Raw genomic sequence first — 14420 nt, 5'->3', positions numbered from 1 at the left:
AGCTTAGCCCGACGTTCAGACACGACCTTTCAACGCTAAACCACTACGCACTAAGCCACTGCGCCGCGTGCCACTACGCGGTTTCCGCAGCCCGTAACGCCTCGGCCAGTGTCGATGCGCGCACCACCTGCATTCCCTTCGGCGCCTTTTCCGTGTTCCCCTTTGGAATAACCGCGCGGGTAAAACCCATCCGCTGCGCTTCCTGCAGCCTGCGTCCCAGGTTCGGCACCCGCCGAATCTCCCCGGCCAGTCCCACTTCGCCAAGCACCACAAGCCCGCTAGACGTGGCCCGATTGCTTATTGACGAAGCCAAGGCAACCGCAACTGCCAGGTCCGACGCAGGCTCAGACACTTTCATACCGCCAACGGTGGCAACATAAATTTCGTGTTTGGTCAGGTTTACTCCAGCTCGCTGAGCGAGCACCGCCGTGATCATGGGCACCCGCTGGCTATCGGCGCCAGACACCACACGCCTCGGATTATGCATGTCGACGGGCACCGCCAGGCCCTGGATTTCAGCGAGCAGCGGGCGGCGACCATCCATCAGCACCGTCACTGCTGTGCCGGGAACCGGATCGGTGCGGTGGTGCAGAAACAGTCCCGTTGGATCCGGAACTTCAGCAATGCCATCGGCGGTTTGCTCAAAGCAACCGACTTCATCGGTGGCGCCGAAGCGGTTTTTCACGCCGCGGACCATCCGCAAGCCAGAGTGGCGGTCGCCTTCGAAATGCAGGACAACGTCAACAAGGTGCTCCAGCACGCGGGGACCGGCAACATTGCCGTCCTTGGTGACGTGACCAACCAGCAACACCGCAATACCCGTGGCTTTAGCCAGCGAGGTCAGCGCTGCGGTGACTGCTCGGGTTTGGGCGACACCACCGGGAGCGCCATCGACGCCAGTGGCTTGCATGGTTTGCACCGAGTCGACCACCAGCAGGCTTGGCTGCAGCTGGGCAACATGCCCGAAGACCGTGTCTAGGTCGGATTCAGCTGCGAGGTACAGCGTTTCTACCAGCGCCCCGGTGCGGTCGGCGCGCAGCCGCACTTGGCCAGCGGACTCTTCCGCGGTGACATACAACGCGGTGCGATTGCCATTGTCGCCTGCGGGCTGCTGTGCCCAGCGCGCCGCCACTTCCAGCAGCAGCGTCGACTTACCCACGCCCGGTTCACCAGCGAGCAGCACAACGGAGCCAGGCACAATGCCGCGGCCCAGCACTCGGTCCAGTTCACCGATGCCGGTCGGCAGGACCTTCGTCTGGTTCGGGTCAATTGTGGTAATCGGCGCCGCCGCGGTTTTCGGGGTGAGACCGGACTGTGCCCGAGCGGTCCAGTCCGTCACCCCGGCAGCAGCGGCACCTCCGGCGACCAAGCTGACGGTGGTCGGGGCGGGCTGTTGCTCTTCGACGGTGCCCCAGTCGCCACAGGTGGGGCAGCGGCCGACCCATTTGGGGCCTTGCCAGCCACAGCTGCTGCAGACGTAGGTGGTCCGGGGTTTCTTCGCCATGTTGTCTTACCTTAGACGCGAAAAACCCGGCCCACTTGGGCCGGGTCGCGCTTACCCGAAAGGTTATGTGAGCAGTTTACTTGTCGTTGCTCTGGAAACGGTCGTTGTCGGTTTCGCCCTTGCCGTGGTCGTCACGGTGGGTGACACCAGCGTCGGTGCCGTGGTTGGTCACGATGGCAACCTCGATGGTGATGTCCTGGCCCTGACCCTTGTCAGAGGAGAACTTCAGCTGAGCTTCGGTGGTCTGACCAGCGTCGGTGCCGTTCTGGTCGATGAAGGAAGCGGCGTCAGCCTTCGCTGCGAAGTAGTTGATGCAGGCGGTGGTGTCCTTGACACCTTCAGCGTAATTCTTCACCATGTCCTGGGAGTCAGCGACGATGGAGCAGTTGAACTTCAGTTCCTTCTTGGCGTCGCCTTCAGGGGTCAGCTGGACGTCCTTGCCGCCAACCTTGACGGAGTCGAGGGTGTAGACCGCGCCGGAACGGTCCTGGTTCACTGCGGTGAACTTGAAGGATGCTGCGTTCTTCTCCTGGTCAACGATGACCTGAGCGTCGCGGACTGCCAATGGGGAGATGATTCCCTTGTCGTCGGTCAGTTCGTTTGCGCTGCCGTCAACAGCTGGAACCTGGTTTGCGGTCTGGGAAATGTGGCCTGCGGAGCATGCAGACAGTGCAATTGCGGAGCTTGCAGCAACAATGGCCAGGGCTGCGCGACGCACGGACGACTTCTTGGACAGCACGGATGGTCCTCCATCTAGTTTTTCGGGCAAGTCTCTTGTTAAGTGCTCAGCCTAGTGTGCGTTAAGGCATTTCACATAGTTTGGGGTTTGAATTCACTCGAGTGGGGGCTGAAATCGGGGGAATGCATGCGCGGTGACCGCCAGATTCGCCCGCCACCCCGGCCAATTAAGAAGGCTGGTAGAATGGGCGCGTCGAAAGGGGACTGCACCACATGAAACTCGAGGTTGGCGAAACCGTCGTCTATCCACACCACGGCGCGGCTGTGATTCAGGCTAAAGAAGAGCGTGAGCTCGGCGGTGAAGTCGTTGAATACTTGGTCCTGCAGATTCTGCAGTCGGACCTTGTGGTTCGCGTGCCTTCCAAGAACGTTGAACTCGTCGGCGTTCGTGACGTGGTCGGTGAAGAAGGCCTGCGCAAGGTGTTCTCCGTGCTGCGGGAGACTGACGTAGAAGAAGCCGGTAACTGGTCTCGCCGCTACAAGGCGAACCAGGAACGTCTGGCATCTGGCGATGTGAACCGGGTGGCGGAAGTTGTCCGTGACTTGTGGCGCCGCGACCAAGACCGTGGCCTGTCTGCCGGTGAAAAGCGCATGTTGGCTAAGGCACGTCAGGTGCTTGTCGGTGAGCTTGCTCTTGCCGAAGGCCTCGACGAAGCGAAGACGAAGGACATTTTGGACCGCGTCGACGCCACCATTGAACGCCACGCAGAGATGGCTGCTGCTGCCCGCGCAGAGAAGGCTGCCGGCGCTGCCGAAGACGATAGCGTTGACTTGGACAAGTAACCGCGTCACCGCATTGGTGGCTGCGGCGGGGCAGGGCACTCGCCTTGGCGAGCCCATCCCGAAGGCATATGTACAGCTCCGCGGACGTTCGCTGGTTGAGCGGAGCGTCGCGGCGCTGCAACGCTCCCAGGTCGTCGACGATGTTGCTGTCATCGTCAGTGAAGATATGAAGGCCTTCGCGGAAGAGCTCTTCAGCATTGCGTTTGACGCTGGTCGGCTCGATTTTCGGCCTCGGCTGGTGGTCGGTGCGCAGGAGCGCTGCGATTCGGTGCTTCGCGGCCTGAACTCAATCGACGGCGATGACGGGGTAGTTCTCGTCCACGACGCTGCCCGCGCATTGACCCCACCAGGCATGGTCGCCCGCATTGTCCGCACCGTGCTCTCCGGTCAGGATGCTGTTATCCCAGTGCTGCCAGTCGCCGACACCATCAAAACGGTCGATGCCGCCGGAGCAGTCACCAGCACCCCAGACCGCAGCACCCTGCGCTCGGTACAAACCCCACAAGCCTTCCGCCTGCCATTATTGCGGCGCGCGTACCAGTTGCTTATTGACGAACCGGGGCTACCGGTTACCGATGATGCTTCGTTAGTAGAGCTGCTGGGTGAACAAGTTTGTACTGTCCCAGGCGACCCGATGGCGTTTAAAGTCACCACGCCCATGGATTTGTTACTGGCCCGCCAAGTCACAGACGAAGCTGAACCCACCATTTTTGACGTCCCTGGCAGTTAGAAATCCCAGGTATCACTAATCCCAGGTAATTAAAGGAGCACGCATGATTATTCCGCGGGTAGGCATTGCCTCCGACGCCCACCAGGTTGAAGTAGGCAAGCCATGCTGGATGGCTGGCCTGTACTGGGAAGGCGAAAACGGCTGTGAAGGCCACTCTGATGGCGACGTTGTCGCCCATGTTGTCGTCGATGCGCTCCTATCTGCCTCCGGCCTGGGTGACCTCGGCAGTTTCGTTGGGGTTGGGCAGAAAGAATATGACAATGTCTCCGGTGCCCGACTCATCCGGGAATGCCGCCAACTTCTGGCTGAGCGTGGTTTCGTGGTCGGCAATGTCGCGACCCAAATGATCGGCAACCGCCCGAAAATGGGAACAAGACGTCAAGAAGCGGAAAAGGTGCTATCGGACCTGGTCGGCGCACCTGTTTCGGTATCCGCAACCACCACCGACAAAATGGGATTCACCGGCCGTGGGGAAGGTGTTGCCGCGCTGGCCACCGCAGTTGTGTGGCGCGAAGACGAAGCTCAATAGCGCCGCGGCGGGCGGGCGCACTTTCGCAGCGCGCGCTTACGTATAGTAAACAGCGTGACCTTTCGCATCTACGATTCCGCAACCCGTTCGCTCCGCGACTTCGAACCGATTCGCCCCGGCCACGCCTCGGTGTACCTGTGTGGCGCAACGGTTCAGTCGGTGCCACACATTGGCCACGTGCGCTCCGGAGTTGCCTTCGATGTGCTGCGAAACTGGTTGGCCGCCAAAGGACTTGACGTTGCTTTCATCCGCAATGTCACCGACATTGACGACAAAATCCTGACCAAGGCCGCCGAAAATGGTCGGCCATGGTGGGAATGGGCCGCGACCCACGAACGTGCTTTCCAGTGGGCCTACGATCAGCTGGGCGTCACGCCACCGTCGGTGGAGCCGCGCGCTACTGGGCACATCACTCAAATGGTGGACTACATGCAGCGGATCATCGACCGCGGACACGGCTACGCTGCCGACGGCAACGTGTATCTTTCGGTAGCGTCGCTGCCGGACTACGGCGACCTATCGGGCCAGAAGATTGACGAGATGGACCAGGGCGAATCCGCTGGTACCGGTAAGCGCGATGCCCGCGACTTCACCATGTGGAAAGCCGCAAAACCAGGTGAGCCATCCTGGCCGTCGCCATGGGGGCCGGGCCGACCAGGCTGGCACATTGAGTGCTCCGCGATGGCGACGAACTACCTTGGCGCCGAATTCGACATTCACGCCGGTGGCATGGACCTGAAGTTCCCGCACCACGAAAACGAAATCGCGCAGGCACACGCCGCCGGTGACGACTTCGCAAACTACTGGATGCACAACGGCTGGGTGACCATGGCCGGGGAGAAGATGTCTAAGTCGCTCGGCAACGTGCTGTCCGTGCCAAACCTGCTGGAAAAGGTGCGCCCGGTGGAGCTGCGCTACTACCTCGGCAGTGCACATTACCGCAGCATGCTGGAGTATTCCGAGGAGTCTCTGCTGGAAGCTGCCGCTGGTTACCGCCGCATTGAGGCGTTCCTGGCGAAGGCAGCGTCGCTGAGCGAAGTTCCGGTGGGGCAGTGGACGGCCGAGTTTGAAGCTGCGCTTGATGACGATTTGGGTGTCCCGAAAGCGTTGGCAGAAATTCACAACACAGTGCGCGCCGGTAATGCGGCACTGGCGGCGAAGGATACTGCGAAGGCCCTAGAGCTGGCAGCGGCGGTACGTGCGATGACTGCGGTGCTGGGAGTCGACCCAATGTCGGCGCACTGGCAGGCCCACGGTGCTGGTGGCGGCGATGATGCTGCGCACCACGCGCTGGACACCCTGATTAAGGCTGAGCTGGAGCGCCGCGCCGAAGCCCGGGCCAATAAAGATTGGGCTACCGCTGACGCGGTGCGCGACCGTCTGACCGCAGCTGGCATTGAAGTGACTGATACCGCCGATGGCCCGCAGTGGTCACTGGCTGACCACTAACCGTTCAACTAACCGCCGACAACCCGTTCGCCGACAACTTTAGGAGACAACATGGCAGGCAACTCGAAGCCACGTGGCGCGGTGCGTAAGACAGCGCGCAAAGGTTCCTCGCAGGGGTCCGGCGGTCAGGTCCGCCGCGGTCTGCGTGGCAAAGGTCCAACCCCGAAGGCTGAAGACCGCGTCTATCACGTAGCGCATAAGAAGGCCCAGAAGGCTAAGCGGCGTGAATCCGGCAAGCATGACCGCTTTGCTGATGGTTCCGAACTGGTCGTTGGCCGCAATCCGGTGGTCGAATGCCTGCGGGCAAAAGTTCCGGGCACCGCGCTGTATGTGGCGCTGGGTACCGAGAATGATGACCGGCTGACCGAAGCTGTGCGTCTAGCTGGTGACCGCGGAATTGTGGTGCAGGAAGTGCCACGCTTGGAGCTGGACCGGATGACCGGCAACACCATGCACCAAGGCATTGGCCTGCACATTCCGCCATTCCCGTACCAGGAAGTGCGCGATGTGATTAACGCTGCACAGAACTCTTCCACTCCGGGCTTGGTGGTGTGTCTGGATAACATCACCGACCCACGTAACCTCGGTGCCGTCATCCGTTCCACTGCTGCTTTTGGTGGGCATGGCGTTGTCATTCCGGAACGTCGGAGCGCTTCGGTCACTGGTGTGGCATGGCGTACCTCTGCCGGTACTGCCGCGCGGCTGCCGGTGGCACGCGCGACGAATATGGTCCGTGCGCTGAAGGAGTTTCAGCAGGCCGGCTACCAGGTTGTTGGTTTGGACGCCGGCGGCGACCACACGCTGGACACTTACGACGCAACCACTCCGGTGGTTGTCGTGGTTGGTTCCGAAGGCAAGGGCTTGTCCCGCCTGGTGTCAGAAACTTGCGACACCATCATGGCGATTCCAATGGCATCATGGGTCGAGTCCTTGAACGCCTCGGTTGCTGCCGGTGTGGTGCTGTCTGAGTTCTCCCGTCAGCGCCGCGTGGCTGGTGTGCCGTCGGGTACCCGCGCGCCGGGCGTCAAGTAGGTCAGGTGCCTGGCCTGCAGTGCAACCAATTGTGAAATGGGCTGGTGGTAAACGCCAGCTCCTACCGGAAATCCGCGCGCGCATTCCGGAGTTTTCCGGCCGCTACTTTGAGCCCTTTCTCGGTGGCGGTGCGGTCTGGCTGGACCTCGCGCCGGAGCGCGCCGCCGTCAGCGACATCAACCCCGGGCTCATTGAACTGCTAGAAGTCGTCCGCGACGATGTCGAGGAGCTTATCGACGAGTTGGGTGGGCACCGGAATGACGAAAAGTACTTCTACGAGGTGCGGGCGTGGGACCGGGATGCTGAGATCTGGTCGTCAAAAAGCAAAGTGCAGCGCGCCGGGCGGATGCTGTACCTGAACAAAACCTGCTTCAACGGGCTGCATCGGGTGAATCGCGCCGGGCAGTTTAATGTGCCGTTTGGCAAATATGTGCGGCCGAATATTGTCAATGAGTCTGGGTTGCGGGAGCTGAATGCCTACCTGAATGCGACCGATGTGCAGCTGTCCGTGGCAGGGTATCAGGAGCTGTGCGCGGCGGCGCGGCCGGGGGATTTTGTGTACCTGGACCCGCCATATGATGTGGTAAGCGCGACAAGTTCGTTTACGTCCTACGCGCGGGACGAGTTCGGTCGGGCGCAGCAAATGGAGCTGAAGGCGACGTGCGATGCGTTGACCGCGCGGGGTGTGGATTGGTTGCTGTCGAACTCGGCGACCGAGTTCATTGTCGACCTGTACTCCGAGTACACGGTAGATATTGTCGGTGCGACCCGGGCGATTAATTCGGTGGCGACGCGGCGCGGGAAAGTCAGCGAAGTGTTGGTGCGGCCATGAGCAAGAATGACCTTGCATGGGAACTGCTTTTTGACGAATTGGATATTGCGGCTCGAGTTCAACGCGATGGGCTCGTGGTGGTGACGACGAAGCAGATCAAAGAAATCGGCCAGCGGGAACCGCGGTTGATGGCGAAATTCGACAATAGCTCGATGCTGCCAAAGAGCTTCCGAGACAATGGTTTTGGACTGCTGCCGTTATCACGGTCGAAGTATGTAGTCGGCAACTTTGACTTATTCCACCCCTTCCCGACGACACCTGGGGAAATCTATCCTGCGGAAAGTCCCACGTATCTGAGTACTTTTGCCGTGGCACCGGCCTCAGAATCGGTCGCACTGCATGAGGCACAGGCCGCGGGAATCTTGGCGGACTTCCTAGGGGAGAATCAGGTGGAGGCAGTTCTGTCGGGGCGGATGGGATCCGACGCCATGGCGTTCAAAATTGGTGGCCGTGGTGGGTCTGCGCCATACTCCATTGAGGTTTCAGGTGCGCAAATTGAAATTGACGGCGGTTTCGAAGGCGAAAACTCAGTTGCGCTGATTGAGGTCAAACGCGACCTTTCTGACGATTTTGTAATTCGACAACTCTACTACCCGTGGTTTGTGTGGTCGAAGAAGCTAACAAAGAAAGTCCGGCCGATATACATGGTGTACGGCAGTGGACTTTTCCACCTGATGGAGTATGAATTCACGGACCAAGAACGCTACGACAGTATTCGACTGGTACGGAATTGCACCTACTATTTTCCTGAAGCGATTGTTCCGAAGGCAACCATCGCGGAACTGGTAAGGAATATGGTGCCAGTGACGCAACCAGAAGTCACTTTCCCGCAAGCAGACCGAGTGGAACGAGTCGCCGCAGTGTGCGAGCTCCTAATACAAGGGCCGATGACTGCAACTGAAATCTCGGAAGCTCTGGGGTTTGTTGAGCGCCAAGCGAGCTACTATACGACAGCTGCGCGATTCTTGGGATACGTCGAAGGCCGCGCCGGGGAAACGACGCTGACTCCGCGGGGCCGGACAGTGTTTGAGTTGCCGTTGAAGGATAGAACCTTCCAGATTGCAGCGGATATCCTCCGCCACGGTGCTTTCCTAGACACTTGGAAAATGTGGGAGTCGACTGGTGTGCGACCAACCACCCACGAGGTGGCGGCGGTAATGCAAAAGCACCAAGTACATGATGGGCATGGAAATGCTCTTTCGCCAGTGACAGTGAATCGACGAGCCCAAACCATTTTGGGGTGGGTTGGCTGGCTGCGCGCACTGGATGCACCGGAGCAGTTGGCAAAGAAGGAGTTCGGCGTTTAACCAGACTCGAGCAGCGTGGACAGTCGGAGGTTGCTGGCTTCGGGTCGTCAAAAGGCAAAAGCAAGACGCACTGCTGCCAATAACAACAGAGCGTCTTCTTTGGTGGCCTGAGGCAGAGGAAGGCTCGGTTAGAGCACCATCGCGGCAATCCAACCGGCGGCCAGCAGCGGCAGGTTGAAGTGCAGGAACGTCGGGATGACGGAGTCGCGGATGTGGTCATGCTGACCGTCCGCGTTCAGACCGGATGTTGGGCCGAGCGTGGAGTCCGACGCTGGGGAACCTGCGTCACCGAGGGCGCCGGCGGTACCGATGATGGCGACGGTGGCCAGCGGGGAGAAACCGAGGGCGGCGCAGAGCGGCACGTAAATCGCGGCGATAATCGGCAGGGTGGAGAAGGACGAACCGATGCCCATGGTGACGATGAGGCCAACAACCAGCATCGCGAGGGCAGCGGCAGCCTTCGAACCGGCAAACATATTCGCCGAAGCTTCCACCAGCGGCTGCACGTCGCCGGTCTCGGTCATGACTGCGGCGAAGCCCTGCGCGGAAATCATGATGAAACCGATGAGGGCCATCATCTTCATGCCTTCGGTGAAGACGTCGTCAGCCTGGCGCCAGTTGACGCCACCGGTGAGCATGAAGACGGCCAGGCCGGCCAGCGCGCCGACGAGCAGGGAGTTTGCCTCGAAATCGGTGGCCTGCATCCACACCTGAATCGCAAAGGTGACGAAAATAGCGATGAGCGCCACGATGATCTTGTAGCTGCTGATTGGCTCTGCGGAAGCGGCCGGAGAATCTTGGGTCGTTGACGCCGCTGCGGCAGCTTCGCTTGGGGTTTCCGCGTACTCGCGTGGTTTGCGGTAAGAAATGAACAGTGCCACCAGCAGACCGAGGAACATACCGAGGGCTGGAATACCCATTGCTTGCAGAATATTGATGCCGGAAATGTCCATGCCAGCGGTTTCAATATTGCCCAGCAAAATGTCGTTCAAGAAGATGGAACCGAAGCCCAACGGAATGAACATGTAGGTGGTCACCAGACCGAAAGTCATGGCGCAGGCGGCAGCACGACGGTCAATCCGGAGCTTATTCATCGCAGCCAACAGCGGCGGCACCACCAGCGGAATGAAGGCGATGTGCACTGGAATCAGGTTCTGCGACAGTACGGCCATCAGCGTGAAGCCACCGAGCAGTGACCACTTGACGACGGTTACCGCTTTCTGGTTTTCTGCTGGGTCTTTGCCGGTGACCGACTTAATAATGTAATTCGCCAACAGCTGTGGCAGACCCGACTGTGCCACCGCCATCGCAAACGCGCCGAGCAGTGCATAACTTAACGCGATTCGGGCGCCACCAGACAGGCCATCTTGGAAGGCGACTAGGGTGCCATCGAAGCCAAGCCCGCCGAGTAAACCACCGACAAGCGCGCCGATGAACAGCGCTAACACAACATGCACTCGCGAAACCGCGAGAATAAGCATCACCACAACGGCGACTAATACTGAGTTCATAAGAAAAACCTTAACGCAGGTTGCGCTGAGGTCAGTAAAATGGTGCCCATGATCCTGATTAACGTTCGCTATGTTGTAAAACCCGAAGCCGCCCCAACCTTCTTGGATGACGTCGCCTGGTTCACCGAAGCGACCCGCGCCGAAGAAGGAAACATCTTCTTTGACTGGTACAAGGACCCAGAAGACCCAAACAAGTTCCTGCTCATCGAAGCTTTCCAGGATGACGCAGCCGAAGCGCATGTGAACTCCGACCACTTCAAGCGGGCCTGTGAAGAAATGCCGGGCTACCTGGTGGAAACGCCAACCATCATCAACACTCTCATCGAAGGCAAGACCGACTGGGATGAGATGGCCGAGTTCCAGGTGATGTAGGGCATTAGACCACTAGCTGGAACCAGAAAAGCGGGGACCGAAGTCCCCGCTCTTTTTGTGGGCATGCGTCGCCGCGCACGCCGTGAATGTGGTCCTACTCTTCGTCCAAGTTGGATTCGACCATTGCTGCAATCTTTTCGACTGCTTCAGCATTGTCGGAAGAGACGGTGACCTGGTCGCCGTGTTCTGCGCCGAGGGCCATGATCATCATGGAACTGGCGGCATCGGCTGGTTCGTCGTCTTCGTCGGCATCGACCAGTTCGATCAGGATTTCGTCGTCGTATTCCAGCGCAGCTTCAGAGATGAGGGTTGCTGGACGTGCGTGCAGACCGACGGTGGAACCGACTACGACAGTTTTGGAAGCCATGTTGCCTTCTTTCAGTTAGATGCAGGTACAGGTGCGCTGGTAGCAGCACTATTCGCAGCAGCGTCGGCACCGGTAGGAACCGAGCGCTTCCAGAACTGCTTCAGCATAATGACGGCCGCAGCGCCAACAACCATGCCCGCGACAATCGCCACTATCCACGCTACCGGGTTATCGATGGCGAAGAGTACAAAAATACCTCCATGTGGGGCATGCGACCCGGCGCCCAGCGCCATGGACAGTGCGCCGGTGGTGGCGCCACCGAGCATCATCGACGGAATGACACGCAGCGGGTCGGCAGCTGCAAATGGAATGGCACCTTCCGAGATGAAGGACGCACCAAGCAACCAGCCGGCCTTACCGTTCTCCCGTTCCGACTGGGTGAACAGCTGTGGCCGAACAACCGACGCCAAGGCCATCGCCAGTGGCGGCACCATGCCGGCAGCCATGACCGCGGCCATCACCTTCAGCGATGCTTCATCGCCGGTGGACAGCCCCGCGGTACCGAAGAGGTAAGCAGCCTTATTAATCGGTCCGCCCATGTCGGAGCACATCATCAGACCGATGATGATGCCCAGCACCGCCGCCGACGCCCCCGACATCGAACCTAGCCAGTTGTTCATCGCTTCCATCAGCGCGGTCAGTGGTCGGCCAAGCAGGATGAACATGAGCAGGCCGACGCCCAACGAACCGAGCAGCGGAATGATGACCACCGGCATCAGGGAACGCAGCCAACGTGGCACCTGGAAGGACTGCAGGCCCAGGGCAATGAGACCGGCGACGAGACCGGTGACGAGGCCCCCGAGGAAACCAGCGCCAATGGCCACGGAAATGGCGCCGCCGATGAAACCGGGTGCGATACCGGGGCGGCCCGCCAGACCGTAGGCGATGAAGGCCGACAGGATGGCGACGATGACGCCCATGCCGTAGCCACCGGTCGCGAAGAAAATCGACCCGATGTAGAGCATGAGTCCGGAGGAGTCGACGGTCTGCACCGTTCCGTCGGCAAGCGTAATGGTGTTGCCCGGCAGGTTCTGCAGCGTAAAGTTTTGCACCACGTCATTGGCCACATTTGCGACTTTGTAGCCGCCAAAAAGGAAACCGAGCGCGAGCAGCAGACCGGACGCCGCAACGAACGGCACCATGTAGGACACACCGGTCATAATTGCCTGCTGGATGCGTTTGCCCCAGCTCAGCGATGCACCTTCCTCGTCGTCGCCCGACCCGTCAGCGCCGCCACCAGCTGCATGTACTCGCTTGGCATTCGGATTCTTCGCAGCCGCAATAGCTTCATCAATCATCTTGTTCGGCTCATTGATGGCGCGCTTAACCCCAGATTCAATCACCGGTTTGCCGGCAAACCGCTCCCGGTCTTTCACACCAACATCGGTGGCAAAAATGACAGCATCGGCATCGCGAATTGCGGCCTTCGCCAGCGGCGTGACTGCGGAAGAGCCTTGCGGTTCAACCTGCAGCGTCACATCGTCGCGCCCCTCGGCGGCCTGCGTCAGCGAATCCGCCGCCATATAGGTGTGCGCCACACCGGTTGGACACGAGGTAATCGCCACAATCCGGGTGACATCTACGTCCGCTTCAGCCTTAGCATCCGCGGTTTCCGGGGTTGCCGTGTCCGTTGCGGCGGCCAGTTCCGGACCAATTTGCTTATCGACGATTTCCACCAGCTCATCGCTGGTTTTAGCGGCGCGGAGCGTGTCGCGGAACGCGGGTTTGACCAGTCCGCGGGCTAGCTTCGACAGAATTTTCAGGTGCGCTTTGCCTGCGCCTTCCGGCGCCGCGATCATGAACACCAGATCACCTGGCCCATCCGGCGCTCCGAAGTCGACTTTTTCGCTCAGCCGCGCAAACGCCAAGGTTGGTGCGGTGACTGCGGCGGAGCGGCAGTGGGGGATGGCGACCCCGCCGGGCGCACCGGTGGCGGACTTTTCTTCTCGGGCGAGAGCATCGGCGGCCAGCTGGGCAGCGTCAGTGGCGCGGCCAGCGTCAGCTACCTGCTGCGCCAGCGCAGTGATGACATCGGTTGGGGCGGTACCAAGGTCGACATCAAGGCCGACTAACTGTGGCGTAATGATGGGCGTAGACATGGCAATCCTTTTGATTCAATGAATGAGAATTACAAGATGGTGATGATCGCCTGGTCGGGGTGGACCTGCGACGGGGTAGGGATCGTTGTTCCAGGTAGCGAGGTTGCGCTGGCGCCGTAAGCTACGGCGCGCGCCAATCCGTCACTAAGCGAAAGCTTTTCGGTGGTGGACATGAGGAAACCGGCCAGGGTGCAGTCGCCCGCACCGACGGTGGACCGGGGGATGATTTGGGGTGGGGTGGCAAAAATTGGGTCGTGACCTGCTGCGACCAGTAGTGCGCCCGTGGCACCAAGGGTGACCAATACCTGGTCAATTCCCAGGGCATTGAGTTCGCGGGCGGCAGCTACAACACCGGAAAGGTCACCGGCGGCAGCATCATCTTCGAGACGGTCGCCGTCGATACCGAGGAATTGGCCAAGCTCAAAACCATTCGGCTTGATGACATTTGGCGCAATCTTCCGGCCAAGCGTTGGGTCATTGGAACGCAGGGCAGTAGCCAGCGCAGTCAGTGGGGCATCGGATGTATCTACTGCAATCTGCAGTTCGGGGCGCCGGGCACGCATCGCTTGGATGCAACGGACGTAGAAATCTCGTGGGGTGCCTGACGGCAGGGAGCCTGCGAGCACCACCCAGTCGGCGGCGGCGGATAGTTCCACGGCGCGGGCGATGACGGCGTTGAGTTCCGCGTCAGTCAGGGCGATCCCGGCGGAGTTCAGTTTCGTGGTGGTGCCGTCTTCCTCGACGACCGTGAGGTTGACGCGGGTGTTTGCGGCAACATCGACGACCTCATGGGGAATGTTGGCGGCGCGGACCAGTCGAACGAAGTGGCCCTGCGGGTTAGCTGGGAACAGGGCCAAGGTGTCCACGCCTGCGAGGTGGATTGCTTCGGAAACGTTGATGCCTTTTCCGCCGGCGATGTCGGTAGGCTCGGACAGGCGGAACACTCCGCCGCGTTCCAGCTGGTTGGGGATGCTAGCCGTCCGGTCGATGGATGGGTTGGCTGTGAGGGTGAGGATCATGGCGCCGCTCCGCAATGTGCGTATATATCTGTTTATGCCCGGTTAGTTCCGTTTGTCTTTATTTTAGTCGATGTGGCCCGGAAAAGCTATGCCCGGAATGTGGGAGCTGGGGCACAATTCGCCTCGCCGCATTAGTGAAGGTCACATT

14 protein-coding genes are annotated in these 14420 nt (G+C 60.0%); 8 read left to right on the top strand and 6 right to left on the bottom strand.

The features are described 5' to 3' along the window. Positions 1-73 precede the first annotated feature (73 nt). Positions 74-1504: a DNA repair protein RadA gene (gene radA, locus A3EC_RS0108955; RefSeq protein ID WP_018024845.1), complete on the bottom strand. Its 1431-nt coding sequence runs from the start codon at positions 1502-1504 to the stop codon at positions 74-76. A 76-nt stretch (positions 1505-1580) separates the two neighbouring features. Continuing rightward, complete coding sequence (locus tag A3EC_RS12550; RefSeq protein WP_018024844.1) at positions 1581-2243, bottom strand: hypothetical protein; 663 nt, start codon at positions 2241-2243, stop codon at positions 1581-1583. Positions 2244-2455: 212 nt separating this feature from the next. Here A3EC_RS12550 and A3EC_RS0108945 point away from each other — a divergent pair, with 212 nt between their 5' ends. The 7 genes from A3EC_RS0108945 to A3EC_RS11935 are packed head-to-tail and all read left to right on the top strand — an operon-like array spanning position 2456 to position 8904. Next, positions 2456-3025: a CarD family transcriptional regulator gene (locus tag A3EC_RS0108945; RefSeq protein WP_018024843.1), complete on the top strand. Its 570-nt coding sequence runs from the start codon at positions 2456-2458 to the stop codon at positions 3023-3025. Beyond that, positions 3009-3755: a 2-C-methyl-D-erythritol 4-phosphate cytidylyltransferase gene (gene ispD / locus A3EC_RS0108940; protein ID WP_018024842.1), complete on the top strand. Its 747-nt coding sequence runs from the start codon at positions 3009-3011 to the stop codon at positions 3753-3755. Before A3EC_RS0108945 ends, ispD begins: the two co-directional genes overlap by 17 nt. A gap of 43 nt (positions 3756-3798) precedes the next feature. Continuing rightward, entirely contained in the window at positions 3799-4284 is a 486-nt protein-coding gene (gene ispF, locus A3EC_RS0108935) for a 2-C-methyl-D-erythritol 2,4-cyclodiphosphate synthase (protein ID WP_018024841.1), read from the top strand. 54 nt (positions 4285-4338) lie between these two features. Beyond that, positions 4339-5733, top strand: a complete 1395-nt coding sequence (cysS, locus tag A3EC_RS0108930) for a cysteine--tRNA ligase (RefSeq protein ID WP_018024840.1) — start codon at positions 4339-4341, stop codon at positions 5731-5733. A 51-nt stretch (positions 5734-5784) separates the two neighbouring features. Further along, on the top strand, positions 5785-6765 hold the full coding sequence (gene rlmB, locus A3EC_RS0108925; RefSeq protein WP_018024839.1) for a 23S rRNA (guanosine(2251)-2'-O)-methyltransferase RlmB: 981 nt from the start codon (positions 5785-5787) through the stop codon (positions 6763-6765). 19 nt (positions 6766-6784) lie between these two features. Further along, positions 6785-7597 carry a DNA adenine methylase gene (locus tag A3EC_RS0108920; RefSeq protein WP_018024838.1) on the top strand — a complete coding sequence of 271 codons (813 nt, stop codon included), beginning with the start codon at positions 6785-6787 and terminating at the stop codon, positions 7595-7597. Continuing rightward, positions 7594-8904, top strand: coding sequence for a type II restriction enzyme (locus A3EC_RS11935; RefSeq protein ID WP_018024837.1), 1311 nt, complete (start codon positions 7594-7596; stop codon positions 8902-8904). Before A3EC_RS0108920 ends, A3EC_RS11935 begins: the two co-directional genes overlap by 4 nt. Before the next feature lie 128 nt (positions 8905-9032). On the opposite strand, the gene A3EC_RS0108910 is transcribed toward A3EC_RS11935, so the two are convergent. Then, a complete protein-coding gene (locus tag A3EC_RS0108910) occupies positions 9033-10415 on the bottom strand; it encodes a Na+/H+ antiporter family protein (RefSeq protein ID WP_018024836.1) in 1383 nt (460 codons plus the stop codon). 48 nt (positions 10416-10463) lie between these two features. Between A3EC_RS0108910 and A3EC_RS0108905 the strand changes: the two genes are divergently transcribed. Then, positions 10464-10787 (top strand): putative quinol monooxygenase, encoded by a 324-nt coding sequence (locus tag A3EC_RS0108905; protein ID WP_026162359.1) that lies wholly within the window; start codon positions 10464-10466, stop codon positions 10785-10787. Between the two features lie 94 nt (positions 10788-10881). Here A3EC_RS0108905 and A3EC_RS0108900 read toward each other — a convergent pair whose 3' ends face one another. Genes A3EC_RS0108900 through A3EC_RS0108890 form a run of 3 tightly spaced genes read right to left on the bottom strand, consistent with a single transcriptional unit; the run spans position 10882 to position 14272 of the window. After that, complete coding sequence (locus tag A3EC_RS0108900; RefSeq protein WP_018024834.1) at positions 10882-11154, bottom strand: HPr family phosphocarrier protein; 273 nt, start codon at positions 11152-11154, stop codon at positions 10882-10884. A gap of 11 nt (positions 11155-11165) precedes the next feature. Next, positions 11166-13253, bottom strand: a complete 2088-nt coding sequence (locus tag A3EC_RS0108895; protein WP_018024833.1) for a PTS fructose transporter subunit IIABC — start codon at positions 13251-13253, stop codon at positions 11166-11168. A 29-nt stretch (positions 13254-13282) separates the two neighbouring features. Further along, positions 13283-14272: a 1-phosphofructokinase family hexose kinase gene (locus tag A3EC_RS0108890; protein ID WP_018024832.1), complete on the bottom strand. Its 990-nt coding sequence runs from the start codon at positions 14270-14272 to the stop codon at positions 13283-13285. Positions 14273-14420 lie beyond the last annotated feature (148 nt).

It is taken from the genome of Corynebacterium ulceribovis DSM 45146 (genome assembly GCF_000372445.1).
GTDB classification, from domain to species: domain Bacteria; phylum Actinomycetota; class Actinomycetes; order Mycobacteriales; family Mycobacteriaceae; genus Corynebacterium; species Corynebacterium ulceribovis.
The sequence above is the reverse complement of the archived record's forward strand: the minus strand, read 5'-3'. Positions and strand labels throughout refer to the sequence as shown.

Bases quoted from the DNA above. Each gene is read 5' to 3' on its own strand.
- radA (WP_018024845.1), bottom strand. From the start codon at position 1,504: ATGGCGAAGAAACCCCGGACCACCTACGTCTGCAGCAGCTGTGGCTGG.
- A3EC_RS0108945 (WP_018024843.1), top strand. From the start codon at position 2,456: ATGAAACTCGAGGTTGGCGAAACCGTCGTCTATCCACACCACGGCGCG.
- ispF (WP_018024841.1), top strand. From the start codon at position 3,799: ATGATTATTCCGCGGGTAGGCATTGCCTCCGACGCCCACCAGGTTGAA.
- rlmB (WP_018024839.1), top strand. From the start codon at position 5,785: ATGGCAGGCAACTCGAAGCCACGTGGCGCGGTGCGTAAGACAGCGCGC.
- A3EC_RS11935 (WP_018024837.1), top strand. From the start codon at position 7,594: ATGAGCAAGAATGACCTTGCATGGGAACTGCTTTTTGACGAATTGGAT.
- A3EC_RS0108910 (WP_018024836.1), bottom strand. From the start codon at position 10,415: ATGAACTCAGTATTAGTCGCCGTTGTGGTGATGCTTATTCTCGCGGTT.
- A3EC_RS0108905 (WP_026162359.1), top strand. From the start codon at position 10,464: ATGATCCTGATTAACGTTCGCTATGTTGTAAAACCCGAAGCCGCCCCA.
- A3EC_RS0108900 (WP_018024834.1), bottom strand. From the start codon at position 11,154: ATGGCTTCCAAAACTGTCGTAGTCGGTTCCACCGTCGGTCTGCACGCA.
- A3EC_RS0108895 (WP_018024833.1), bottom strand. From the start codon at position 13,253: ATGTCTACGCCCATCATTACGCCACAGTTAGTCGGCCTTGATGTCGAC.
- A3EC_RS0108890 (WP_018024832.1), bottom strand. From the start codon at position 14,272: ATGATCCTCACCCTCACAGCCAACCCATCCATCGACCGGACGGCTAGC.